The organism is Pseudomonas quebecensis (assembly GCF_026410085.1).
Lineage (GTDB): Bacteria > Pseudomonadota > Gammaproteobacteria > Pseudomonadales > Pseudomonadaceae > Aquipseudomonas > Aquipseudomonas quebecensis.
In genome coordinates this window covers 1-23,792 of the sequence record NZ_CP112866.1, presented here as the reverse complement: position 1 = coordinate 23,792, position 23,792 = coordinate 1, and the positions used below count along the sequence as shown (strand labels likewise).

22 protein-coding genes are annotated in these 23,792 nt (G+C 61.1%); 7 read left to right on the top strand and 15 right to left on the bottom strand.

Features of this window, described 5'->3' with window-relative positions; genetic code table 11:
* Positions 1-119: 119 nt before the first annotated feature.
* Positions 120-2,066, top strand: coding sequence for an autotransporter domain-containing protein (locus tag OSC50_RS00110; RefSeq protein WP_266247321.1), 1,947 nt, complete (start codon positions 120-122; stop codon positions 2,064-2,066).
* On the opposite strand, the gene OSC50_RS00105 is transcribed toward OSC50_RS00110, so the two are convergent.
* The 4 genes from OSC50_RS00105 to OSC50_RS00090 form a co-directional block, all read right to left on the bottom strand.
* Complete coding sequence (locus OSC50_RS00105) at positions 2,067-2,975, bottom strand: SdiA-regulated domain-containing protein (protein WP_181076452.1); 909 nt, start codon at positions 2,973-2,975, stop codon at positions 2,067-2,069.
* A gap of 120 nt (positions 2,976-3,095) precedes the next feature.
* Entirely contained in the window at positions 3,096-4,022 is a 927-nt protein-coding gene (locus OSC50_RS00100) for an SdiA-regulated domain-containing protein (protein WP_253509728.1), read from the bottom strand.
* A gap of 145 nt (positions 4,023-4,167) precedes the next feature.
* Complete coding sequence (locus OSC50_RS00095) at positions 4,168-4,833, bottom strand: fumarylacetoacetate hydrolase family protein (protein WP_181076449.1); 666 nt, start codon at positions 4,831-4,833, stop codon at positions 4,168-4,170.
* Between the two features lie 22 nt (positions 4,834-4,855).
* A complete protein-coding gene (locus OSC50_RS00090) occupies positions 4,856-6,250 on the bottom strand; it encodes an FAD-binding oxidoreductase (protein WP_253509730.1) in 1,395 nt (464 codons plus the stop codon).
* Positions 6,251-6,455: 205 nt separating this feature from the next.
* On the opposite strand from OSC50_RS00090, the gene serA reads away from it, so the two are divergent.
* Positions 6,456-7,685, top strand: a complete 1,230-nt coding sequence (serA, locus tag OSC50_RS00085) for a phosphoglycerate dehydrogenase (protein WP_034101340.1) — start codon at positions 6,456-6,458, stop codon at positions 7,683-7,685.
* A gap of 67 nt (positions 7,686-7,752) precedes the next feature.
* Here the strand turns inward: serA and OSC50_RS00080 are convergent, their stop codons facing one another.
* Positions 7,753-8,193 (bottom strand): DUF4399 domain-containing protein, encoded by a 441-nt coding sequence (locus tag OSC50_RS00080; protein WP_266247325.1) that lies wholly within the window; start codon positions 8,191-8,193, stop codon positions 7,753-7,755.
* 133 nt (positions 8,194-8,326) lie between these two features.
* Here OSC50_RS00080 and OSC50_RS00075 point away from each other — a divergent pair, with 133 nt between their 5' ends.
* Positions 8,327-8,851: a transporter substrate-binding domain-containing protein gene (locus OSC50_RS00075; RefSeq protein ID WP_266247327.1), complete on the top strand. Its 525-nt coding sequence runs from the start codon at positions 8,327-8,329 to the stop codon at positions 8,849-8,851.
* Here the strand turns inward: OSC50_RS00075 and OSC50_RS00070 are convergent.
* Both OSC50_RS00070 and OSC50_RS00065 read right to left on the bottom strand, forming a co-directional pair.
* Positions 8,802-9,284 (bottom strand): 2-thiouracil desulfurase family protein, encoded by a 483-nt coding sequence (locus tag OSC50_RS00070; protein ID WP_266247329.1) that lies wholly within the window; start codon positions 9,282-9,284, stop codon positions 8,802-8,804. The genes OSC50_RS00075 and OSC50_RS00070 overlap by 50 nt on opposite strands.
* Before the next feature lie 2 nt (positions 9,285-9,286).
* Positions 9,287-9,919: a 2OG-Fe(II) oxygenase gene (locus OSC50_RS00065; RefSeq protein WP_181076586.1), complete on the bottom strand. Its 633-nt coding sequence runs from the start codon at positions 9,917-9,919 to the stop codon at positions 9,287-9,289.
* Between the two features lie 132 nt (positions 9,920-10,051).
* Between OSC50_RS00065 and OSC50_RS00060 the strand changes: the two genes are divergently transcribed.
* Positions 10,052-10,804 carry a DUF2059 domain-containing protein gene (locus OSC50_RS00060; RefSeq protein ID WP_181076441.1) on the top strand — a complete coding sequence of 251 codons (753 nt, stop codon included), beginning with the start codon at positions 10,052-10,054 and terminating at the stop codon, positions 10,802-10,804.
* 42 nt (positions 10,805-10,846) lie between these two features.
* Here OSC50_RS00060 and bipL read toward each other — a convergent pair whose 3' ends face one another.
* The gene (gene bipL, locus OSC50_RS00055) at positions 10,847-11,788 is read right to left on the bottom strand and encodes a phospholipase BipL (RefSeq protein WP_253509731.1); all 942 of its coding nucleotides are present in this window, start codon (positions 11,786-11,788) and stop codon (positions 10,847-10,849) included.
* Positions 11,789-11,877: 89 nt separating this feature from the next.
* On the opposite strand from bipL, the gene OSC50_RS00050 reads away from it, so the two are divergent.
* Complete coding sequence (locus tag OSC50_RS00050; protein WP_253509732.1) at positions 11,878-12,453, top strand: DUF6436 domain-containing protein; 576 nt, start codon at positions 11,878-11,880, stop codon at positions 12,451-12,453.
* 32 nt (positions 12,454-12,485) lie between these two features.
* Positions 12,486-14,840: a penicillin acylase family protein gene (locus OSC50_RS00045; protein WP_266247330.1), complete on the top strand. Its 2,355-nt coding sequence runs from the start codon at positions 12,486-12,488 to the stop codon at positions 14,838-14,840.
* 66 nt (positions 14,841-14,906) lie between these two features.
* Here OSC50_RS00045 and OSC50_RS00040 read toward each other — a convergent pair whose 3' ends face one another.
* Entirely contained in the window at positions 14,907-15,872 is a 966-nt protein-coding gene (locus tag OSC50_RS00040) for a GlxA family transcriptional regulator (RefSeq protein WP_266247331.1), read from the bottom strand.
* A 239-nt stretch (positions 15,873-16,111) separates the two neighbouring features.
* Here OSC50_RS00040 and OSC50_RS00035 point away from each other — a divergent pair, with 239 nt between their 5' ends.
* Positions 16,112-16,753 (top strand): HD domain-containing protein, encoded by a 642-nt coding sequence (locus OSC50_RS00035; protein ID WP_181076433.1) that lies wholly within the window; start codon positions 16,112-16,114, stop codon positions 16,751-16,753.
* 114 nt (positions 16,754-16,867) lie between these two features.
* On the opposite strand, the gene OSC50_RS00030 is transcribed toward OSC50_RS00035, so the two are convergent.
* The 6 genes from OSC50_RS00030 to OSC50_RS00005 form a co-directional block, all read right to left on the bottom strand.
* Positions 16,868-17,752, bottom strand: a complete 885-nt coding sequence (locus OSC50_RS00030) for an ABC transporter permease subunit (protein WP_046034911.1) — start codon at positions 17,750-17,752, stop codon at positions 16,868-16,870.
* Positions 17,749-18,669, bottom strand: coding sequence for an ABC transporter permease subunit (locus OSC50_RS00025; RefSeq protein WP_253509735.1), 921 nt, complete (start codon positions 18,667-18,669; stop codon positions 17,749-17,751). Before OSC50_RS00025 ends, OSC50_RS00030 begins: the two co-directional genes overlap by 4 nt.
* Positions 18,666-19,808: an ABC transporter ATP-binding protein gene (locus OSC50_RS00020; protein WP_266247337.1), complete on the bottom strand. Its 1,143-nt coding sequence runs from the start codon at positions 19,806-19,808 to the stop codon at positions 18,666-18,668. Before OSC50_RS00020 ends, OSC50_RS00025 begins: the two co-directional genes overlap by 4 nt.
* Positions 19,809-19,875: 67 nt before the next feature.
* Positions 19,876-20,970, bottom strand: a complete 1,095-nt coding sequence (locus OSC50_RS00015; RefSeq protein ID WP_181076430.1) for a polyamine ABC transporter substrate-binding protein — start codon at positions 20,968-20,970, stop codon at positions 19,876-19,878.
* 151 nt (positions 20,971-21,121) lie between these two features.
* The gene (locus OSC50_RS00010; RefSeq protein ID WP_181076585.1) at positions 21,122-22,216 is read right to left on the bottom strand and encodes a polyamine ABC transporter substrate-binding protein; all 1,095 of its coding nucleotides are present in this window, start codon (positions 22,214-22,216) and stop codon (positions 21,122-21,124) included.
* Positions 22,217-22,398: 182 nt separating this feature from the next.
* Positions 22,399-23,763, bottom strand: a complete 1,365-nt coding sequence (locus OSC50_RS00005; RefSeq protein WP_266247341.1) for an aspartate aminotransferase family protein — start codon at positions 23,761-23,763, stop codon at positions 22,399-22,401.
* Positions 23,764-23,792: the final 29 nt, after the last annotated feature.

Genomic DNA, 23,792 nt, shown 5'->3' with positions numbered 1-23,792 from the left:
CTTACAGCCACGCGACCCCGCCGTTTAACAATGCGCCAATTCACAATCGCCCAGGGAATGAGGCGCACATTGTGCAAAGGGTCTGGGCTCAACAACTCCGTCACTTCAAGGAAGACCCTGTGATAAAGCCCCTCGCCTTCGCGATCGGCGCGACCTGCGCCCTGCTGTCCCTGCAAACCTCAGCCTATGAATACGGCGAGCACGCCAATACCACCCTGGAAAAACTGATCAACGATTACCCCGGCCGTTATCGTGGCACGGCCAATTTCGCCGGCGCGGCCGATTGGATGCAAAGCCAGATGGGCGCGGCCTACAGCATCGGTCGCCAGGATTTCACCTGGAGCGGCGGCAGTCGCGCCTCGCAGAACGTAGTGGCCTACGCCGCCGGCACCCGGCCGCAGTACGTGGTGATTGGCGCGCATTTCGACACTTACTTCGGCCGCCCGACCCTGCAAGGCTTGGACGACAACGGTTCCGGCGCCAGCGTACTGACCGAAGTGGCGAAGAACCTGGGCGGTCTGCAGCTGGAAAACGGCCTGCAGGTTGTCGGTTTCGGCGCGGAAGAAGAAGGCTTGCGCGGCTCTCGGGCTTTCGTCGATTCGCTGAGCGCCAGCCAGCGCGCGAATATGCTGGCGATGATCAACCTCGACAGCCTGATCACCGGCGACATGATGTACGCCCACGCCGGCCAGAACAGCACCGCCAACCCCGCCCTGACGGCGTTGCGCGAGCACACATTCCAGATCGCCAGGGAATTGAACATTCCCCTGTTCACCAACCCCGGCCTGGACCCGCAATACCCCAAAGGCACCGGCTGCTGCAGCGACGGCGAAGCGTTCGAGGCGCTGAATGTGCCGATTCTCTATATAGAAGCCACCAACTGGGAACTGGGCGACCTGGACGGCTACACCCAGACCGACAACCCCGCAATCCCTGGCGGTTCGACCTGGCACGACCCTGCCGAAGACAACAAAGCCGTGCTCACGGATGCCTTCGGCCAGGCGCGCATCGACCAGCGCCTGCGCGACTATTCACGCCTGCTCAGCCGCCTGGTGCTTGAGCTGACCAAAGCCGATCTGCTGGCTTCGACCGCCTCCGGCGGCGCCGTCGCGCGCAATATGCAGGACAACCTGCAGCGCCAGCACCAGGCGATGGTGCGCCTGCATGACCGCCGCTGGCTGACCTTGCAGTCGGCCAGCCGCGAGATCGGCAGCTTTGACGGCGAGATCGGTGTGGACGGCGAATACAACCCCGACAGCGGTTTCGACACGGCGCCCAACCCCGAAGCGCGGCGCGTGGGCCTGCACGCACTGGGCGATTACCAACTCACCCCCAGCCTGAACATCGGCGCCAGCCTCAGCTACCTCAACGGTCGCGACAAACTGGAACATCGCGGCAAGCTCGACAGCGATACCTGGCAGGCCGCCGCCTACGCGCTGCTCAACGATGGCGGGCCGACCTGGCTGGCCGGCGATCTGAGCATAGGCCACGCCCGCTTCGACAGCCGGCGCAACCTGCTGATTCAGGCCAATGGCGGGCCGATCCTGCTCAATCAACAGCTGACCGGCAGCACCGATGCGTTAACGCTCGGCGCAAGGGTGCTGGGTGGGTACGACTTTGACCTCGGCGCGATCAAGAGCGGTCCGTTCGCCGGCCTGGATTACAGCCACTCGCGCATCGATCAATTCCACGAAAAACAGAATCTGCGTACTGCACTGGAGTATGAAGAGCAGTCCTTCGACTCCCTGGAAGCCAGCCTGGGCTGGCGCGTACGTGGCATGGTTGGCCTGCCCCGCGGCCTGAGCCTGATGCCCTACGGCGACATAGCCTGGGTCTCGGAATTGGCCGACGGCCGCCTGGACAACCTGCAACTGACCGCCCGGGCCGATGACCAGGCGCGCACGGCACGGCTGGGCGCGGTGGATAAGCATTTTGGTCGCGCGCAACTGGGCAGCCAGCTGGCGATCACTCCGCAGTTGGGGGTGTATGCCGAGGTCAACAGCCGGCTGGGCCACGACGAAGGCAGCCAGACCGGCTATTCGCTGGGTGTGCAATGGCTGTTCTGATCAGGGCTTTTTGAACACGTAGAACAGGTTCGGCTCACTGACCAGGTACAACGCCCCGTCGTCATCCATGGCGATACCTTCGGCCTGTGGCACACGTTTGCTCAGGCCATGGCGCCCGCTGAGCAGAGACAGGCTGCTCAGCGGGCGACCGTCGATGTCCAGTTCCAACACCAGGAACGACTCATCCGACAGCGCCAGTAAATGCCCGCTGCGCTCGTCGTACTGCAGGCTCGACAGGTCGCGCACAAACAACCCGGCATCGCGCTTGGGGTTGTTGATCACGTGCACCGAGTAGGTTTTTTCCGGTTTGAAATGGGGAAAGCCGTGCACCTCGTAGATCAGCATCGGGTCGCGCTCCTTGGCGACGAACAGGCGCTTGCCCACCGAATCATAAGCCAGGCCTTCGAAGCCTTTGTTGCCGCCGACATGCACGCCCAGAGTCATTTGCTCGGCATCGGCGGCATCGAGGAATTGGGTGTCGTCGTCCACGTGCACCTTGATCAGCCGTTGCTGGCGCTCGTCGCTGATGACGTAAATATTTTCACTGATAAATTCCACCGCTTCGGCATCGCCAAACCCGATCAGAGGAATGCGCCGCACAATCCTGCCCTCCAGGGACAGCTCGATCAGCTCGGCGTTTTTATTGGTCACGGTAAACAGGCTTTTGCGCACCGGGTCATAGGTCAGCGCCGATACGTCGTCGTTGAGCCCCTCGATCACCTGAGCCTCCAGGACCACGCGGTAATCGGCCAGGCCGATGGATTGCGCCTGAGTGGGCTGGCGCCACGCCTGCCAGTTGAACCAGGCGCGCTCGAACAAACGGAAGTTCTGGGCAACAGCGACGGCGCCGATCACGATGACCAGCGTAAGCAGGAGAAGAAGAGGTTTAGGGCGGGCTAATCGACGCATCGGGCAAGCTCAAAGTCAAAAGTGGCGAATGAATATCACGCCGGTCTGAATTTAAACTTAAACGCGCCACAGTGTCTGGCGAATGCCGCTGAAAGAGAAATATCCGACGTAATTCGCCAGCTACTTCTGCTTTTCAAAACGATAGAACAGGTTCGGCTCACTGACCACGTAGAGGTTGCCGTCCTCGTCGAGGGTGACCCCTTCAGCCCGTGGAATGGTGTCCTTGAGGCCGTTGAAGCCACCGAGCAAGGTCATGAAGCTGACTTGCTCGCCCTTTTCATCCAACTCCAGCAACAAATGAGAATCGGCCGACAGCACCAGCAGATGGCCCGTACGCGGGTCGACGGCCAGGGCCGAGAGGTTGCGCATGTCCAACTCTTTACTCGCCAGCTTTTGTTTAGCGCCGGTCAAGAGCTGGGCGCCGTCGCTTTTCCAGGTGAACAACGCCGGCGGGCGCTCCTCGCCCAACACTATCTGCTGGTTATGCTTGTCCCAGGTCACGGCCTCAAACGCTTTGTTCTGGTCCTTGGAAGGGCCCAGGTCATAGCTCTTGAAGTCGGCTTTGGTCAACTGTTGCGTGGCGGCCTCGACCTTGACGATGCTGAGCGTATGCTGGCGCTCGTCGACAATCGCCATCAGGCCGTTCTCCATCATCGCAACGCCTTCGGGGTTGTCCCAGCCGTTGAGCGGCATCTTGCGCAGCACGTCGCCTTGCAGGCTCAGCTCGACAAGAAACGGGTTTTTACCCATCACGGAAAACAGGGTTTTGGTCTGCGGATTGTAGGTAATGTCCGAGGCTTCGTCCTTCTCCAGGCCCGGCAGCACCTTGGCGTCGATAATCGCCTGGTAGTCGGGCAGCCATACGCTTTCCTTGCGCTCGGCAGGGCTTTCGAACCGTTCCAGCACCCACAGTACGCCGCGATCGTCCCAATGCATCAGCCACGCCACGCCATACACCACCGCCCCGGCCAGGAACAGCCAGGAATACCAGCGCAGGGCGAAACGGGAACGGGACTTGGATGGTGCAGAGGGCAGAGGCACGGCCATTGAGCGCTTTTCCTGCAGATGAGCTTTAGGGGTTAGCACAGGATCAATGGGCTCGCGTGCTGGAGGTTGAGGATTATCCGGATTGCGTGTGAAAAAAATGCAAAAGCCGCTATGTGGGAGGGGCAAACCCCTCCCACCCTTTCGTTCAGCGAACGACGCTTTCGAAGCGACTCACGTTCGGCAATTCCAACACCAGCTCATCACCTGCATTCAACGGCCCGACGCCGGCCGGAGTACCGGTGAGGATCACGTCTCCTGCCTGCAGCGAGAAGCAGCCGGCCATGTACTGGATCATCGGCACGATCGGGTTGAGCATCTGCGCGCTGCTGCCGTCCTGACGCACTTCGTCGTTGATGGTCAAGCGAATGCCAATGTCGGTCAGGTCAGGGAAGGTACTGTCGACCACGAACGGCGCAATCACCGCCGCGCCGTCGAATGACTTGGCGACTTCCCACGGCAGGCCCTTGGCCTTGAGTTCGGCCTGCTTGTCGCGCAGGGTCAGGTCCAGCGCCGGCGCGAAACCGGAGATGGCGTCCAGCACTTCCTCACGGCTTGGCTTGGCCGACAGCGGCTTACCGATCAGCACCGCGATTTCCGCCTCGTAGTGCACCGAACCGCGCTCGGCAGGAATGGCGAAACCGCCTTCCAGCGGCACCACGCAACTGCCCGGTTTGATGAACAACAACGGCTCGGTCGGTACCGGGTTGTCCAGTTCCTTGGCATGTTCGGCGTAGTTACGCCCGATGCACACCACCTTGCCCACCGGGAAGTGGATGTGGGTGCCGTCGACATACTTGTGCTGGTAGCTCATGAAACGACTCCTTGAGGGGCGGTTAAACAGCGAAGATTTTGCCCGGGTTCATGATCCCGTTCGGGTCGAACACGGCCTTGACGGCCTTCATGTATTCGATTTCAACCGGCGAGCGGCTGTAGGTCAGGTAATCGCGCTTGGTCATGCCCACGCCGTGCTCGGCGGAGATCGAGCCGTTGTACTTCTGAACGGTTTCGAACACCCACTTGTTCACAGTGGCGCATTTGGCGAAGAACTCGTCCTTGCTCAGGTTTTCCGGCTTGAGGATGTTCAGGTGCAGGTTGCCGTCACCGATGTGGCCAAACCAGACGATTTCGAAATCCGGGTAATGTTCGCCGACAATGGCGTCGATTTCGCTCAGGAACGCCGGCACTTTGGAAACCGTCACCGAAATATCGTTCTTGTACGGCGTCCAGTGGGAAATGGTCTCGGAGATGTACTCGCGCAGCTTCCACAGGTTGTGCAACTGGGTTTCGCTCTGGCTCATCACCCCGTCCAGCACCCAACCCTGCTCGACACAGTGCTCGAAGGTCTCCAGGGCATGGTTGGCGACTTCTTCGGTGGTGGCTTCGAATTCCAGCAGTGCGTAGAACGGGCACTCGGTGTCGAACGGCGCCGGTACGTCACCACGGCCGAGGACTTTGGCCAGGGCTTTGTCGGAGAAGAACTCAAAGGCAGTCAGGTCGAGCTTGCCCTGAAACGCGTGCAGCACCGGCATGATCGAATCGAAGTCGGTGGTGCCCAACACCATGGCGGTGAGGTTCTTCGGCGCGCGGTCCAGGCGCATGGTCGCTTCGACCACAAACCCCAGCGTGCCTTCGGCACCGATGAACAACTGGCGCATGTCGTAGCCGGTGGCGTTCTTGATCAGGTCGCGGTTCAGTTCCAGCACGTCGCCCTTGCCGGTGACGACTTTCATGCCCGCTACCCAGTTACGGGTCATGCCGTAGCGAATCACCTTGATCCCGCCGGCATTGGTGCCGATATTGCCGCCAATCTGGCTGGAACCGGACGATGCGAAGTCCACCGGGTAATACAGGCCGTTTTCTTCGGCGACATTCTGCAGTTGCTTGGTGACCACGCCCGGCTGGCACACGGCAGTGCGGTCGGTGAGGTTCACGTCGAGAATCTGGTTCATATAGTCAAACGACACCACCACCTCGCCATTGGCCGCAACCGCTGCCGCCGACAGGCCGGTACGCCCGCCCGACGGCACCAGCGCCACCTGGCGCTCGTTGGCCCAACGGACAATGGCCTGCACCTGCTCGATGGTCTTGGGAAACGCGATAGCCATGGGTGCCGGAGCGAAATGCTTGGTCCAATCCTTGCCGTAAGCCTCCAGGGAGTCGGCGTCGGTCAGCACTTTGCCGGGCTCAACCAGGGTCTTCAGCTCATCAATCAGGGCAGGATGGGTCATCGACAGAACTCTCGAACAATTCATGGTCATCCTGAGAACGCTTCACGTCGCAGGAATAGGTGTTTAGCGGGGCGCGTATGCTAGCATACCGCCCCCGCAGGACAGAGCCCAAGGGCGTTTCTGCGGTGACGGCTTTCCTGCCGTCCGGGTCAGCTTAAGTGATCCGACTCCCTGCCATTTTTCTCCGGGATACAGGTTTACGCAGATGAGCAAGACTTCTCTCGATAAGAGCAAGATCAAGTTCCTTCTTCTGGAAGGCGTCCACCCATCGGCTGTCGACGTTCTGAAAGCCGCCGGGTACACCAGCATTGAGTACATCACCAGTTCTCTGCCGGAAGCCCAGCTCAAGGAAAAGATCGCCGACGCGCACTTTATCGGCATTCGCTCACGCACTCAGCTGACCGAAGAAATCTTCGATCACGCCAAGAAGCTCGTGGCGGTCGGCTGCTTCTGCATCGGCACCAACCAGGTCGACCTCAACGCAGCGCGCGAGCGCGGTATCGCGGTGTTCAACGCACCGTATTCCAACACCCGCTCCGTGGCGGAGCTGGTGCTGGCCGAGGCCATCCTGCTGCTGCGCGGTATCCCTGAGAAGAACGCTTCCTGCCACCGTGGCGGCTGGATCAAGAGCGCGGCCAACTCCTTCGAAATCCGCGGCAAGAAGCTGGGTATCGTCGGTTACGGCTCGATCGGCACGCAGCTTTCGGTATTGGCCGAAGGCCTGGGCATGCAGGTGTTCTTCTACGACACCCTGACCAAGCTGCCATTGGGCAACGCCACGCAGGTGTCGAGCCTGACCGAACTGCTGGGCATGTCCGACATCGTGACCCTGCACGTACCGGAAACCGCTGAGACCCAGTGGATGATCGGTGAGAAGGAAATCCGCGCCATCAAGAAAGGCGGCATCCTGATCAACGCCGCGCGCGGTACCGTGGTCGAACTGGACGCCCTGGCCGATGCGATCAAGGACAAGCACCTGATCGGCGCCGCCATCGACGTATTCCCGGTTGAGCCGCGCTCCAATGATGACATTTTCGAAAGCCCGCTGCGTGGCCTGGACAATGTGATCCTGACTCCGCACATCGGCGGTTCCACCGCTGAAGCCCAGGCCAACATCGGTCTGGAAGTGGCCGAGAAGCTGGTCAAGTACAGCGACAACGGTACGTCGGTCTCGTCCGTCAACTTCCCGGAAGTGGCCCTGCCGGCTCACCCTGGCAAGCACCGCCTGCTGCACATCCACCAGAACATTCCGGGTGTGATGAGCGAGATCAACAAGGTCTTCGCGGAAAACGGCATCAACATTTCCGGTCAGTTCCTGCAGACCAACGAGAAGGTCGGCTACGTGGTAATCGACGTCGACGCCGAGTACTCGGACCTGGCGCAAGAGAAGCTGCAGCACATCAACGGCACGATTCGTAGCCGCGTGTTGTTCTAAGGCTTTAACCGCTGCACAAAAAATGGGAGACCCGCAGGGGTCTCCCATTTTTTTGTCCGCAGAACGCTTACTTGACGTTAACGGTGATGACTTTCGAGGAGACCGTTGGCTCGAACTGGCGATGCACGTTGTCGCCTGCCACCAGTTGCAAGGTGTGCTTGCCTGGGGTCAGGGTCAGCTCGGTTTCGGTTTGCGCCTTGCCGAAGTGGATCGAGGTCGCGGTGGCAGGGATCGCGTCGGCGGCCTTAAGCGCCGTCACATCCTGGTCAACCAGCAGGTGATGGTGGCCGGCGTTAGGCACTTGCTTGTCGATCGGCTCCAGGTCCAGGTTTTTCACGCCGAATTTGACGGTGAAGGTTTTGTCGACGGTCGCGCCATCCTTCGGCGAGACGATAAACACTTCGGCACCTTCAGGCGCCGGCGTGCGCGGCAGGTCGGCGGCGCTGGCCAACATCGAGGCACCCAGCAACAGGCTGGCAATCGTTGCACGGGACAAAAGGGCTTTCATTCGCTTCTCCACTTCTTTATGAAATCTGCAGGGTTGTGACAACTTCGCGACAAATTGCTGTCCAAGGCACTCAACACCATAGCAAAGCGATGCTGAACGGCGCCTCGCACATTCGAATTTTCTAGGAGTGACCATGCGCTTTTCGCCTGGCCTGTTACTGCTGCTTCCCCTTCTGAGCCCTTTGGCTCATGCCGAACTGATCGACGACGTCAATGATCGTGGTGAGCTGCGCATCGCCCTTGAAGCCAATAACCCGCCCTACAACTTCAAGGAAGGCGACAAGCCCACCGGTTTTGAAGTGGAGCTGGGTGAACTGCTGGCGAAGGAAATGGATGTGCGCGCCTCGTTCATCACCACCGATGACGCCGACATGCTACCCGGTGTAGCAACCGGCAAATACGACGTGGCCATCAACCATATCGCTAAGACTGCCGAGCTTGAGGATCAGTTCGATTTCAGTGAGGCCTATCACGAGAAGCCTGAACTGGCGATACCGTTCCAGAAGGGCAACCCGGCGTTCAAGACGAGTGTGGACGGGGCGTTGAAGCGGATGAAGGACGATGGCCGATTGAAGACGCTGTCGCAAAAATGGTTCGAGGCCGACGCCCCTACAGGCGCGTCAACGCCTGTGCCGCCTCCGGCAGCTCCAGCTCACTGAATACCTGCACGCCATGACGCTTGAGCAGCGCCGCCGTTACGCCCTCGCCACTGACCTTTACCCCGGCGAAGGTACCGTCATAGGTCAGCAGATTGCCGCACGACGGGCTATTGGCCTTGAGCACAGCAATGCGGATATCGTGCTGCTGCACCAGGGCCAGGGCCTGGCGCGCGCCGTCCATGAAGGCGGCGCTGAAGTCTTCGCCCTCGGCCGTCAGCACTTTGGCACGGCCCTCCCACACGTCGACGCCCTGACCACCGGGGATTTCGGCAGAAGGCCTGGGCGTCGGCAAACCGCCCGCCACTTCCGGGCAAATCGCAACCACCCGTCCCTCAGCCTGCCACGCGGCCAGTTGGTCGAACGGCCCGCTGGCGCTGCCGTCGTAGCGCACTTTGTGGCCCAGCAGGCAGCGGCTGATCAGTATCTTGTGCATGGTTAAAACGGCTCGTTGCCCCGCCGGCGAAACCAGCCGGTGAGGGACAGCCGTTCGCGCGAGGCAGGCATGACTTCGTGGGGCACTTCGCCCGACAGGAATACCACCAGGCTGCCGCCGGTGGGCACCACATCGTATTCGACGCCATTCTTGAGGTACATGCGCAACTGGCCGCCATGTTCGGGCAGCCAGGCGTCATTCAGGTAGATCACCGCCGAGACCATGCGCCGGTCATCATCGCGAAAACGGTCCAGATGCTTGAGGTAAAACGCCCCCGGCGGGTACATCGCGAAATGACTTTCGAAATCTTCCAGGCCGAGGAAGAGCCCCCGGTTCATCGCCAGGCGCAGGCTGTCCATCACCGCCATGTAGGCGTCGCAGACTGGCGCATCGCCCTCTTCCAACCATTGGATATGGTCGCCGCGAATGCCTTCGCGGATCTCCTGTGCCGGCCCGCGTCCTACCGCCGCGGGTGCTAATTCGCCCTCGGCCGCACGTTTACGGCACTCAGCCGCCAGTTCCAGGGTCAGAGCCTGGGGCAGGAAGCCATTCTGCTGCGACCAGCCTTTTTCGGCCAGGTCGTCGACAATGCGTTGCAGCAGGGGATGATCGAAGGGTATTTGCATGGCGCGCATAGTATCCATACGCCTGTGAATCCGACAGAGCCGCCGAGCGTCTGAACATAGATTAGTTCAAGTGACCGACAGGATTTCTCGACAAATCCTACGCCCGACACGGACAATAGTGGCCGACTGACAGGAGTCCATATGCGTCGTTTGTTTTTTTCCTTGCTGATGTTCTGCGTTTTGCCCGCCTGGGCAGACGGCCATGACCAGTTGTACAAGGTCGCCGGCTGGGCCGAACAACGTGCGCATTTCAATGATGCCCTCGCCGCCGCCCAGCAGCGCTACCGCAACAGCCTGCCGCCGGCGGTGTATCAGGCGCTGGTGGATAACAGCAACCAGCGCTTCGCCGCCCAGGCCATGGATCAGCGCGCCGAAGCGCAGTTGCGCAAGCACCTGGCGGACCCGGCGCCGGCGCTGGCGTTCTTTCAGTCACCCTTGGGGCGCAAGATCGTCGCTGCCGAGTTGCTGGCCACCCGCCGCGATCAGTTGGCTAAAAACGCCCAGGGCCTGCCGAAAATCCAGGCCGACGCCACCCGCAGCCTGATCATCGGCCACCTGGCCCAAGCCCTGCCCGCCCGCGAAGCCGGCGCGGAGGTCAGCCTGGCGATTGCCGGTGTGGCGGCCGACAGCCTCAGCCAGATGATCCCTGGCCTGCTGGGCGGCGGTCAGGCCCAAGGCATGCTGAATGGCCAGCGTGAGCGGCTGATGCAACAAATAGACAAAGACCTGAACAACACTCTGCTGTACGTCTATCGGGATTTATCCGACCCGGAGCTGGAAGAGTTCGCAACGTTTGCGGAGTCACCGGAAGGTAAGGCGTATTACCAGGCGGCGCTGGCGGCGATTCGCGCAGGTCTGGCAGTCGGCCAGAGCACCTCAAGCCTGGCGCAGTAGAAAACGTGGAGGGGCTTGCCCCCCTCCCGCATTGGCACCGTGTTATTTCAGATGGTCCGTCAAATACCGGAAGTACTCTTCGCGAATCTCAGGAATCTCATTCGCCAGATGATGCCGGCCACGCGGCAGCATCAGCACCTCGGGCCGGTCGAACTTGCCGCGCAGCACTTGCAGGTTGTGTTGCCAGTCCACCGTCATGTCTTCCTCACCCTGCACAATCACCGGCCGCCGCGTGCTGCGCGGGGCGGCTTCGATGCGCTTGATCCAGCGCGCCAGGGCGCCCACCCAGGCGGTTGGCAGTTGCCGTGGCTGCAGTGGATCGGCTTCCAGGAACGGCTTGAAGGCCGGGTCGTTGGAGTTGTCGCTGAACCGCCGCGCAATGCCTTTGACGAACGGCCGCAACAGGTAATAGCTGACCTGGGACCAGCCCCACGCCCGTGGACGCACCAGCGGTGACAACAGCAAGACCTTGCCCTGCGCCGGGCTGTCGGCGCCGTGATGCAGCAGATGGTCAACGACGATAGCGCCGCCGGTGCTTTGCCCGAACAGGTGCCATGGCGTGGGTAATTGCAGCGATTCGGCCTCGGTGAACAGTGCCTGGACCACATTCTGATACACCGCGAAATCACCGATGCTGGCACGCGCGCCGCTGGACAATCCATGCCCCGGCAGATCGCAGGCGATCACCACAAAACCCTGGTCCAGCGCCCAGCCCACCACGTTGCGGTACAGCCCCATGTGGTCGTAGAAGCCGTGGAACATGAACATCGTCGCCACCGGCACCGGCGGCCACCACACTTGCGCCACAACGTCGAATCCGTCCACCTCGAAGCGCCCCAGGCGACTTACCGCCGGCACTTTGCGCGCGGCCAGGTCCAGCCCGTAGAAGCGCTGGTACACCCGCGCCTCGGCGCTGAGCGGTTGCGCATCCGACAAGGGGCGCAAGCTGTCGCGCAGATGATCGGGGTCAAAGGTGACGGGCATAAAGGGTTCCAGACTCACACTATCGAGCAGCGATATTCATCTGTCAGGGCAAGCATGGCAAGCTACGCGACCTGCGAGGATAGATCCGAATGCGACAGCCCCACCGTACTACCTTGTTCGCCGCCCTGATCCTGCTCATTTGCACCGGCTTGCTGTGGGCGGCGTATGACTGGTTCCAGGGCCGCTACCTGCGCGCGTTCAGCGAGCACACCGCCGTATTTTCCGGCGATGCGCTGCAACTGCCCGCCGAACTCAGCGGCCCCGGCCCGATCCGTCTGGTGCATTTCTGGGACCCGGCCTGCCCGTGCAACGTGATCAACCAGCAGCACCTGGGGGAGCTGATCGAGGCCTATGCGCCCTTGGGCGTCGAGTTCTATGCCTTGCAAAAAGCCGGCAGCCACGGCCAATTGCCGGACAACCTGAGCCGGATGAAGATCCTCACCGCCCTGCCCGGTGCCGACCAGGTGCCGGCCAGCCCGGCCGTGGGCATTTGGGATCGAAGCGGCAAACTCGCGTATTTCGGACCGTACAGCGAAGGCCTGACGTGCAATGCCGGCAACAGTTTTATCGAGCCGATCCTGCAGGCCCTGGCAGCCGGGCGCGAGGTGAATGCCACGCACACCCTGGCGGTGGGCTGCTATTGTTCGTGGTCTACCGGTCCGTAGGCCATCACTCCCACTTTGGGTAAGGAATGTTCATGAAGCGCGTCCTGCAGACGCTGGCGGCTCTGGCGGTGCTGCTCGCCCTTGCCGTCGGTTGGTATGTCTACAGCAAACAGCCCACGCGCCAGGGCACGGTAGAGCTGGCCAACCTGCAAAGTTCGGTCACGGTGCGCTATGACGACCGCGGCGTGCCGCATACCCGAGCCGAGAACGAAACCGATCTGTATCGCGCCCTGGGCTATGTGCACGCCCAGGACCGGCTGTTCCAGATGGAGATCATGCGTCGCCTGGCCCGTGGCGAACTCGCCGAAGTGCTGGGCCCCAAGGTGGTCGACACCGACAAACTGTTCCGCAGCCTGCGCATCCGCGACCGCGCCGCGACGTATGTGACGCAGCTGGATCATGAATCGGCGCACTGGAAGGCGCTGCAAGCCTATCTGGATGGAATCAACCAGTATCAGGACAGCCACCCCAGCCCGATGGAGTTCGACGTGCTGGGCATTCCCAAGCGGCCCTTTACCGCCGAGGACACCATCAGCGTCGCCGGGTACATGGCCTACAGTTTTGCCGCCGCGTTTCGTACCGAGCCGTTGCTGACTTACATCCGCGACCAGTTGGGCAGCGACTACCTGAAAGTCTTCGACCTCGACTGGCAACCCAAGGGTGCCCTTAACCTGGCCGCCAGCGACTGGCAGGCCCTCGGCGCCCTCGCAGCCCTGAGCGACCAGGCTTTGGCGGACAACGGCCTGCCGCAGCTCGAAGGCAGCAACGCCTGGGCCATCAGCGGCAGCCGCACGCGCAGCGGCAAACCGTTGCTGGCGGGTGACCCGCATATTCGTTTTTCGGTGCCGTCGGTGTGGTATGAGGCGCAATTATCCGCGCCGGGTTTTGAGCTGTATGGCTATCACAACGCACTGGTGCCGATGGCGTTCCTCGGGCACAACCTGAATTTCGGTTGGAGCCTGACCATGTTCCAGAACGACGACCTCGACCTGATCGCCGAGAAGGTCAACCCGGATAATCCCAATCAGGTCTGGTACCAGGGCCAGTGGGTCGACATGACCCGCAGCGAGCAGCAGATCGCGGTAAAGGGCCAGGCGCCGGTCACCTTCACCCTGCGCCAGTCGCCCCATGGCCCGATCGTCAATGACGTGCTCGGCGAGGCGGGCGGCAAAACACCGATTGCGATGTGGTGGGCGTTTCTCGACACGCAGAACCCGATCCTTGAAGGCTTCTACCAGCTCAACCGCGCCGACACGTTGGCGAAGGCGCGCGCCGCCGCCGCCAAGGTCTCGGCACCCGGCTTGAATATCGTATGGGCCAATGCCAAGGGCGATATCGGCTGGTGGGCGGCGGCGCAGTTACCGATTCGCCCGGCAGGCGTGAACCCTGGGTTTATCCTCGACGGCAGCACCGCCCAGGCCGACAAACTGGGTTTCTACCCGTTCAATGCCAACCCTCAGGAAGAAAACCCGGCGCGCGGCTATGTGGTCTCGGCCAACGCCCAGCCGGCGTCGCCCACCGGCATGGAGATCCCCGGTTATTACAACCTGGCCGACCGTGGCCAGCAGCTGAACGCCCAGCTGAGCGACGCCCGCGTGAAGTGGGACGTGACCAACAGCCAGGCCTTGCAACTGGGCACCACCACCGCCTTCGGCCCGCGCCTGCTGGCACCGCTGCTGCCGGTATTGCGTGAAGTGGTCACGGACCCGGCGCAACTCAAGTTGGTGGGTCAACTGGCCAACTGGAAAGGCGACTACCCGCTGGATTCCATCAGCGCCACGCTGTTCAACCAGTTCCTGTTCAACCTCGCCGACGCCGCGTTCCACCCCAAGCTCGGCGATGCGATGTTCAAGACCCTGCTCGGCACCCGCATCATCGACGCGGCCCTGCCACGCCTGGCCGCCGATGCGGACTCACCTTGGTGGGACGGCCAGCGCGCCGCCGTCGTCAAACGTGCATGGGACAACAGCCTCGCCCACCTGCAGGCCACGTTCGGCGACGATCCGAGCCAATGGCAGTGGGGCAAGGCGCATACGCTGACCCATGGCCATCCGCTGGGCCAACAGAAGCCGTTGGACAGGCTGTTCAACGTCGGCCCATTCCCCGCTCCCGGCACCCACGAAGTGCCGAACAACCAATCCGCCGCCATCGGACCCGCGCCCTGGCCGGTCACGTATGGCCCGTCCACGCGCCGCCTGATCGACTTCGCCGACGTCGCCCACGCGCTGACCATCAACCCCGTGGGGCAAAGCGGCGTACCGTTCGACAAGCACTATGGCGACCAGGCCGAGACCTATATCGAAGGCGGTTACGAGCAGGCGCATTTGAGTGATGAGGAAGTCACGGCCAACACCCGTGGCACGCTGAAGCTGCTGCCCGCTCGATAACGGCCTGCAGCGCAAAAACCGTGGCAGGGGCTGGCCCGCTCACACAGTGTCGCTGCAGTGGCGCGTCTATACCGGCGCCGCAAAGTTGAGCCGGAACTGATGCGGCGTCACGCCCAACCGGCGGTTGAACACGCTGCGCATGTGCTGGGCATCGCGAAAGCCGCATCGATAAGCCACGGTCTTGAGCGGCGCGCGGGTGCTTTCGAGCATCACTCGCGCCGCGTCCACCCGTGCCCTTTCGACGAATTCCGCCGGCGTGATGCGGGCCTCACGGGCAAACACCCGGGAGAAATTGCGCGCACTCATATTGGCCGCCTTGGCCAGGTCGGCGATGGTCAGGTCGCCGGTCAGGTTCGCCAATACATACAGTTGCACCTGCGCCACCGCCGACGTGGGTTCGGCGTGGGGCGCAAGGAACGGGCTGAATTGCGACTGCCCGCCGGAGCGCTGGGTGAACACCACCAAGCGCTTGGCCACGCTCAACGCGACTTCCGGGCCGTGATCCTGGGCCAGCAGGTACAGCGACAAGTCGATGCCTGCCGTGACGCCCGCCGAGGTATAGAGATTGCCGTCCTGTACGTAGAGGCGGTCAACCTCGACCTGGGCCGACGGGCACAGACGCGCCAGGTCGGCAGCATCGTTCCAGTGGGTAGTGACGGTTTTGCCCTCCAGCAATCCAGCGCGCGCCAGCATAAAGGCGCCGTTGCAGACAGAACCGAAGCGTTGCGCCCTGGCGGTTGCACCCCGTAGCCAGTCATCGAACGCCGAGCCGAAATCTTCGAACGGCAGTTGCGGGCCTCCAGCGACCAGCAGCAGATCATAGTCCTGCAGGGCCTCGCTGTAATGCCGGTGGGCCTGCAATGCCAAGCCGTTGGAGGCGACCATGGTGCCGTGGTCCAGCCCGATGACCTCTATCCGGTAATGATCCTGGGGCGGCAGAAAGCGGTTGGCTTCGCAGAACACATCCATGGGGCCGGTCACATCCAGTGACTGGACGCCGGGGAAAATCAGGATCGCGACGGTCTTGTGCATGGGTAAACCTTATAGCTGGGGCTGGCGCAAAACCCTGTGGGGCTGACTTGCCTGCGATACAGACGACCAGGCCCATCAGGTATACCGAGGTGATGCTATCGCGGGCAAGCCAGCGCCCCCATTGACGGCGTATACCCTTGGCACGAAGTGACGGCACTTTGGCCGGGATCGCATCCCCGTCGCCATGGTCGCTTCGCGGGTGCGCGACCAGACTGTGGGCTTTCCACAGGAGAGCTACCATGACCACTACCATTGCCGGCATCAAAATCCCGAACAGCGCGCTGGCCAAGGCCACCACCGAATATATCCGCGACGTCGAATCCGACCTGCTCTATCACCACTCCCGTCGGGTCTTTCTGTTCGGCGCACTGAGCGGTGAACGCAAGCAACTGGCCTACAACCCCGAGCTGCTCTACGTCGGCGCCATGTTTCATGACCTGGGCCTGGTGGCAGGTCATCGCAGCGACAACGAGCGTTTCGAAGTGGACGGCGCCAACGCTGCCGCCGCCTTCCTGAAGCCGTATGGGCTGAGCGATGACGATATCGAACAGGTATGGCTGTCCATCGCCCTGCACACCACGCCCGGCATACCGCAACATTTGCGTCCGACCGTGGCGTTGGTGACCGCCGGCGTCGAAATGGACGTGCTGGGCATGGACTACGCCGCGTTCAGCAGCGTGCAGCGCGAAGCCGTGGTGCATGCGCATCCACGCGGTGAAGGATTCAAGGAGTGCATCATCTGCGCCTTTGCCGACGGCTTGCGCCATCGCCCGCAGACCACGTTTGGCAACGTGAAGACGGATGTACTGGTGGATCAGGAGCCAGGGTTCAAGCCGATGAACTTTGTCGAGGTGATTCGCAAGTCGCCTTGGACTGCATAGCCAATCTGGAATGCGGTCAAGACTGTGGGAGGGGGCTTGCCCCCGATGGCTGCGTGCCAGTCACTGCATCTGTTGACTGACCCACCGCCATCGGGAGCAAGCCCCCTCACACATTTAGACCGGCGCCGGAGCGCGGCGCTTGTCCGGTTGCTGCCAGCCATCGGCGGCGGCTTCTTCGATGGCTTGCTGAATGGCTTTCTTGCGCATCTCTTCGGCACGGCGGCTGAAGAACCACACCAGGAAGGTCACCAGCGACACCGCCAGCAGAATCAGGCTGGCCACCGCGTTGATCTCGGGTTTAACCCCCAGGCGCACGGCCGAGAACACTTCCATCGGCAAGGTGGTCGAGCCCGGGCCCGACACGAAGCTGGCCAAAACCAGGTCGTCCAGGGACAACGCAAACGACATCATGCCGCCCGCCGCCAATGACGGCGCAATCATCGGGATGGTGATCAGGAAGAACACTTTCCACGGCCGCGCGCCCAGGTCCATCGCCGCCTCTTCGATCGACAGGTCCAGCTCACGCAAACGCGCCGACACCACCACCGCCACATACGCAGCACAGAACGTGGTGTGAGCGATCCAGATGGTGACGATGCCACGCTCCTGAGGCCAGCCGATCATCTGGGCCATGGCCACGAACAGCAGCAACAGCGACAGACCGGTGATCACTTCCGGCATCACCAACGGCGCGGTCACCAGGCCGCCGAACAGCGTGCGGCCTTTGAACTGGCTGATACGCGTCAGCACAAACGCCGCCAACGTACCCAGCGCCACCGCGGCCACCGCCGTGTAGCAGGCGATTTCCAGGGAGCGCGCCACCGAGCCCATCAACTGGGTGTTGTCCAGCAGGCCCACATACCACTTGATCGACCAACCGCCCCACACCGTCACCAGCTTGGATTCGTTGAACGAGTAGATCACCAGAATCAGCATCGGCAGGTAGATGAACAGCAACCCCGCCACCAGCATGAAGCTTGAGAAACTGAAGCGCTTCATATCTTGCCCTCCATCTCTTTGGCTTGGCTGCGGTTGAACAGGATGATCGGCACGATCAGGATCGCCAGCATCACCACCGCCAGTGCAGAAGCCACAGGCCAGTCACGGTTATTGAAGAATTCCTGCCACAGCACTTTACCGATCATCAGGGTTTCCGGGCCGCCCAGCAGTTCCGGGATCACGAACTCGCCCACCACCGGGATGAACACCAGCATGCAGCCGGCGATAATGCCGTTCTTGGACAGCGGCACGGTGATCTTCCAGAAACTGTTGAAGGTGCTCGACCCGAGGTCCGACGCGGCTTCCAGCAGGCTCTGGTCGTGCTTCACCAGGTTGGCATACAGCGGCAGGATCATGAACGGCAGGTAGGAATAAACCACGCCGATATACACCGCAATGTTGGTGTTGAGGATCTGCAGCGGCTCGTTGATCAACCCCATGGACATCAGGAAGCCATTGAGCAGACCGTTATTGCTGAGGATGCCCATCCAGGCATAGACGCGGATCAGGATCGCCGTCCAGGTCGGCATCATGATCAGCAGGACCAGCACGGTCTGCATTTCTTTGCGCGCGGTGGCAATGGCATAGGCCATCGGGTAGCCGATCAGCAGGCACAGCAGGGTGCTGAAGAACGCCATTTTCAGCGAGCCCAGGTATGCCGAGATGTACAACTCATCGCCTGCCAGCAGGCTGTAGTTGGCCAGGTTGAGCACCACCTGCAGCTTCTGCTCAACGTAGGTATAGATCTCGGTGTACGGCGGGATCGCGACATCGGCTTCGGCAAAGCTGATTTTCAGGACGATAAAAAAAGGCAGGGCGAAGAACAGGAACAGCCACAGGAACGGAATCCCGATGACCACCTGCTTGCCGCTGGGGACGATGCGGTGCAAGCGCCGCTTGAACTTCTTCATGTTCATGAGCGCAGTACCACGCCGCTGTCGTCTTCCCACCACACGTAGACCTGGTCACCCCAGGTCGGACGCTGGCCACGGCGCTCGGCGTTGGCCACGAACGATTGCACCAGCTTGCCGCTGGGCAGCTCGACGTAGAACACCGAGTGGCCGCCCAGGTAGGCGATGTCGTGCACCTTGCCGCTGGACCAGTTGTGTTCGCAGGTCGGCATCTGGGTAGTGACCAGCAGTTTTTCCGGGCGGATGGCATACGTCACCGACTTGTCTTCCACCGCCGTGGCGATGCCGTAGCCTACGTAGATATCGCGGTCCAGGTCGGCGCACTTGAGTACGGCGTGACCCTCGGCATCATCCACGACCTGGGTGTCGAAGATGTTGACGCTGCCGATGAACTCGCACACCAGGCGGCTGGTAGGCGTTTCGTAGATGTCGATCGGGCTGCCGATCTGCGCGATCCAGCCCAGGTGCATGATCGCGATGCGCTCGGCCATGGTCATGGCCTCTTCTTGGTCGTGGGTCACCATCACACAGGTCACGCCGACGCGCTCGATGATTTCCACCAGTTCCAGCTGCATCTGCGAACGCAGTTTCTTATCGAGGGCGCCCATCGGCTCGTCGAGCAGCAGCAGTTTCGGGCGTTTGGCCAGGGAGCGGGCCAGGGCCACGCGTTGGCGCTGACCACCGGACAATTGGTGCGGCTTACGCTTGGCGTACTGGCTCATCTGCACGAGCTTGAGCATCTCGGCCACGCGGGCGTCGACCTCGGCCTTGGGGATCTTGTCCTGCTGCAGGCCGAACGCAATGTTCTGCGCCACGGTCATGTGCGGGAACAAGGCGTAGGACTGGAACATCATGTTGATCGGCCGCTCGTAGGGCGGCATGTCGGTGATGTCCACACCGTCGAGGTAAATGCGGCCCTCGGTCGGACGCTCGAAACCTGCGAGCATTCTCAGCAAGGTGGACTTGCCCGAACCCGAACCGCCGAGCAAGGCGAAGATCTCGCCTTTCTTGATTTCCAGGGACACATCGTCCACGGCAATCGTCTCGTCGAACTTCTTCGTGACCCGGTCGATTTTGACCAGCACCTTCTTCGGTGTCTGGTCGCCCTCGAGGGCTTTCTTGTAGGCGCCGGAGGCAACTGCCATTTACGAAACTCCCAAAAAAACAGAGTGCGGTTCGCCCGAGGCGGGCGAACCCAGGATAGTTTGAGCCTTACTTGCCCGTCTTGATCTTGGTCCAGCTACGGGTCATTAAACGTTGCACCTTCGGGGGTAGCTCGAAGTTGACGAACGTGCGGTCAAGAACCGCCTGCGGTGGGTAAACCGCTTCGTCAGTGCGTATCGATTGCTCCATCAGTTTGTCCGCCCCTGGGTTAGGGTTGGCGTAACCGACGACGTCGCTGACCTGGGCGATGACCTCAGGCTGCAGCAAATAGTTGATGAAGGCGTGGGCTTCCTTGACGTTGGTGGCATCCTTGGGGATGGCCAGTACGTCGAACCACAGGTTGCCGCCCTCTTTGGGAATCACGTAAGCGATGTTCACGCCTTTGCCGGCATCGCTGGCACGCGCCTTGGCCTGGAACACATCGCCGGAGAACCCGGCAGCCACGCAGATATTGCCGTTGGCCAGGTCCGAGATGTATTTGGACGAATGGAAATAGGTCACGTAGGGCCGCACTTTCAGCAGCTTTTCCTCGGCCTTCTTGTAATCCTCGGGGTTGGTGCTGTTAGGGTTCAGCCCCATATAGTTGAGCACCGCCGGCAGCATTTCGTCCGCCGAATCCATGAACGACACGCCACAGGTGGCGAGTTTTTTCATGTTTTCCGGTTCAAACAGCACGGCCCAGGAGTCGATATGGTCGACGCCCAGCACTTCTTTGACTTTGTCGACGTTGTAACCGATGCCATTGGTGCCCCACAGGTACGGTACGGCGTACTGGTTGCCGGGGTCGTTCTTTTCCAGGCGCTTGAGCAGTGCCGGGTCGAGGTTGGCGTAATGGGTCAACAGTGACTTGTCGAGCTTCTGGAACGCCCCGGCCTTGATCTGCTTGCCGAGGAAGTGGTTGGACGGCACCACCACGTCGTAACCGGTATGACCGGCCAGCAACTTGCCTTCCAGGGTTTCATTGGAATCGAACACGTCATACACAGGCTTGATGCCGCTGGCTTTTTCGAAATTGACCAGGGTGTCGGTGCCGATGTAATCCGACCAGTTATAAATATGCACGGTCGGTGCAGCCTGCACGCTGACACTCAGCGTGATGCCTGCAGCCGCCAGCATGGCTTTGCTGAATAAAGAAATTGGCAAGTGGAGGTCCTCTTAAATAGTTGGGCCCAAAGTTGTTGCCCGGCAACAAAACCGGCGCGCAACTTACCCTCGATAAACCGATCCGGCAAAACTTTCTGTCATTTAATTAATGTGCGGGAGGGGACCAGCCCCCTCCCACAGGTTTTAAGGCTTACTTGCCCGACTTGATCTTGGTCCAGCTGCGGGTCATTTCACGCTGGGTCGCGGCCGGCAGGTCGGCAATGGCATAGAGCTTGGCCTGCACATCCGCCGATGGGTAGATGCCCGGGTCGCTGGTAATGTCCTTGTCGACCAGTGCGGTCGCCTTCTCGTTACCATTGGGGAAACGCACGCTGTTGGTGATAGCCGCCATGACATCCGGCTTGAGCAGGTAGTTCATGAACTTGTAGGCCGCGTCGACGTTTTCGGCGTCTTTAGGGATGGCGACCATGTCATAGAAACTGCCGGCGCCTTCCTTAGGAATGTCGTACGCCACCTTGACCTTGCCACCGGCTTCAGCCGCGCGGGACTTGGCCTGCTGGATGTCACCCGAGTAACCGACGGCCACGCAGATGTTGCCGTTGGCCAGGTCGGAGATGTACTTGGAGGAGTGGAAGTAGCCGATCGAAGGACGGATCTTCAGGAACAGCTCTTCGGCTTTCTTCAGGTCGTCTTTTTTCTGGGTGTCCGTCGGCAGGCCCAGGTAATGCAGTGCGACCGGCAGCATTTCGGTTGGCGAATCGAGGAAGCTCACGCCGCAGCTTTTGAGCTTGGCGATGTTTTCAGGCTTGAGCAGCGTGTCCCACGAGTCGATCTTGTCCACGCCCAGCGCAGCCTTGACCTTCTCCGGGTTGTAGCCGATGCCGATCGAGCCCCACATGTAAGGGAAGGCGTGCTTGTTGTCCGGGTCACTGACCGACACGGCCTTGAGCAGGGACTTGTTCAGGTTGTCGTAGTTGGACAGCTTGGACTTGTCCAGCTCCTGATAAACGCCGGCCTTGATCTGCTTGGCCAGGAAGTTGTTCGACGGTACGACGATGTCATACCCGGACTTGCCGGCCAGCAACTTGGCCTCCAGGGTTTCGTTGCTGTCGAACACGTCGTACACCACTTTGATGCCCGACTCTTTTTCGAAGTTGGCGATGGTGTCCGGTGCGATGTAATCGGACCAGTTGTAGACGTGCAGCACTTTATCGTCCGCCTGTGCCGCGCCCGCCATCGCGCCCATCAGGGACAAGGCGAGGAGGGTCTTGCCCGCGTTCTTCAAACCTAATGCCTTCATTTGGTAATGCTCCAATTTTTCTTTTTTGGGCCACACGCTATGTATGTTCCGCAGCCCAGCCAAAGGGCAACACAACAGGGCGACAGTCTGGCAAGTTCAGGGGCCGGCTTTCAACCAAAGCCCCTACATTTATAACCGCTCGGTGCACTGCGCACTGAGCCTAGCATTTAGCCCTGCAATGCCGCCAAAGTCAGGTCCAGGCACTGGCGAGCCTTGGTGACCAGTTCGTCGATTTCCGCCTTGCTGATCACCAGTGGCGGCGAAATGATCATGGTGTCGCCCACGGCGCGCATGATCAGGCCATTTTCGAAGCAGAACGTGCGGCAGATCATGCCTGCACCCCTGCCCTCGTAACGCTTGCGCGTGGCCTTGTCCTGCACCAGTTCAATCGCACCGAGCATGCCGACGCCACGCACTTCACCCACCAGAGGGTGATCCGCCAGCTCCCTCAGACGTTTCTGCAAATAGGGTGCCGTTTCGTCATGCACACGTTTAACAATCTGTTCATCGCGCATGATGCGGATGTTTTCCAACGCCACCGCCGCCGCCACCGGGTGACCGGAGTAGGTGAAGCCATGGTTGAAATCGCCGCCTTCGTTGAGCACGGCCACCACGTCATCGCGCACGATCAGGCCACCCATGGGGATGTACCCCGAGGTCAGGCCCTTGGCGATGGTCATCATGTGCGGCTTGAGGCCATAGAAATCGCTACCGAACCACTCGCCGGTACGTCCGAAGCCGCAGATCACTTCGTCGGCGATAAACAGAATGTCGTACTTGGCCAGAATCTCTTTGATGCGCGGCCAGTAGGTCTCGGGCGGCACGATCACACCGCCGGCGCCCTGGATCGGTTCGGCAATAAACGCACCGACGTTATCCACGCCCACTTCCAGGATCTTTTCTTCAAGCTGGTTGGCGGCCCACACACCGAACTCTTCGGGGCTCATGTCGCCGCCTTCGCCGAACCAGTACGGCTGGGCGATATGGACAATGCCCGGGATCGGCAAGTCGCCCTGCTCGTGCATATAGGTCATGCCGCCCAGGCTGGCGCCGGCCACAGTGGACCCGTGGTAGCCATTTTTGCGGCTGATGATGGTTTTCTTGTTCGGCTGGCCCTTGATCGCCCAGTAGTGGCGGACCATGCGCAACATGGTGTCGTTGCCTTCGGAGCCGGAACCGGTGAAGAACACGTGGTTCATTCCGGCCGGCGCGATGTCGGAAATGGCTTTGGCCAGTTCCAGCACCGGCGGGTGAGCGGTCTGGAAGAACAGGTTGTAGTACGGCAGCTCTTTCATCTGTTTGGCGGCGGCGTCGGCCAGTTCATCGCGACCGTAACCGATCGCCACGCACCACAGGCCGGCCATGCCGTCGAGGATCTTGTTGCCTTCGCTGTCCCACAGGTACACGCCGTGGGCTTTGGTGATGATGCGCGGGCCTTTCTCTTTCAATTGCTTGAAGTCGCTGAACGGCGCCAGGTGGTGATCACTGCTCAAGGCTTGCCATTCAAGGGTTTGCGGGTTGTTACTGGACATACCGATCTCCTAGACTTTTCAGTGAAGGG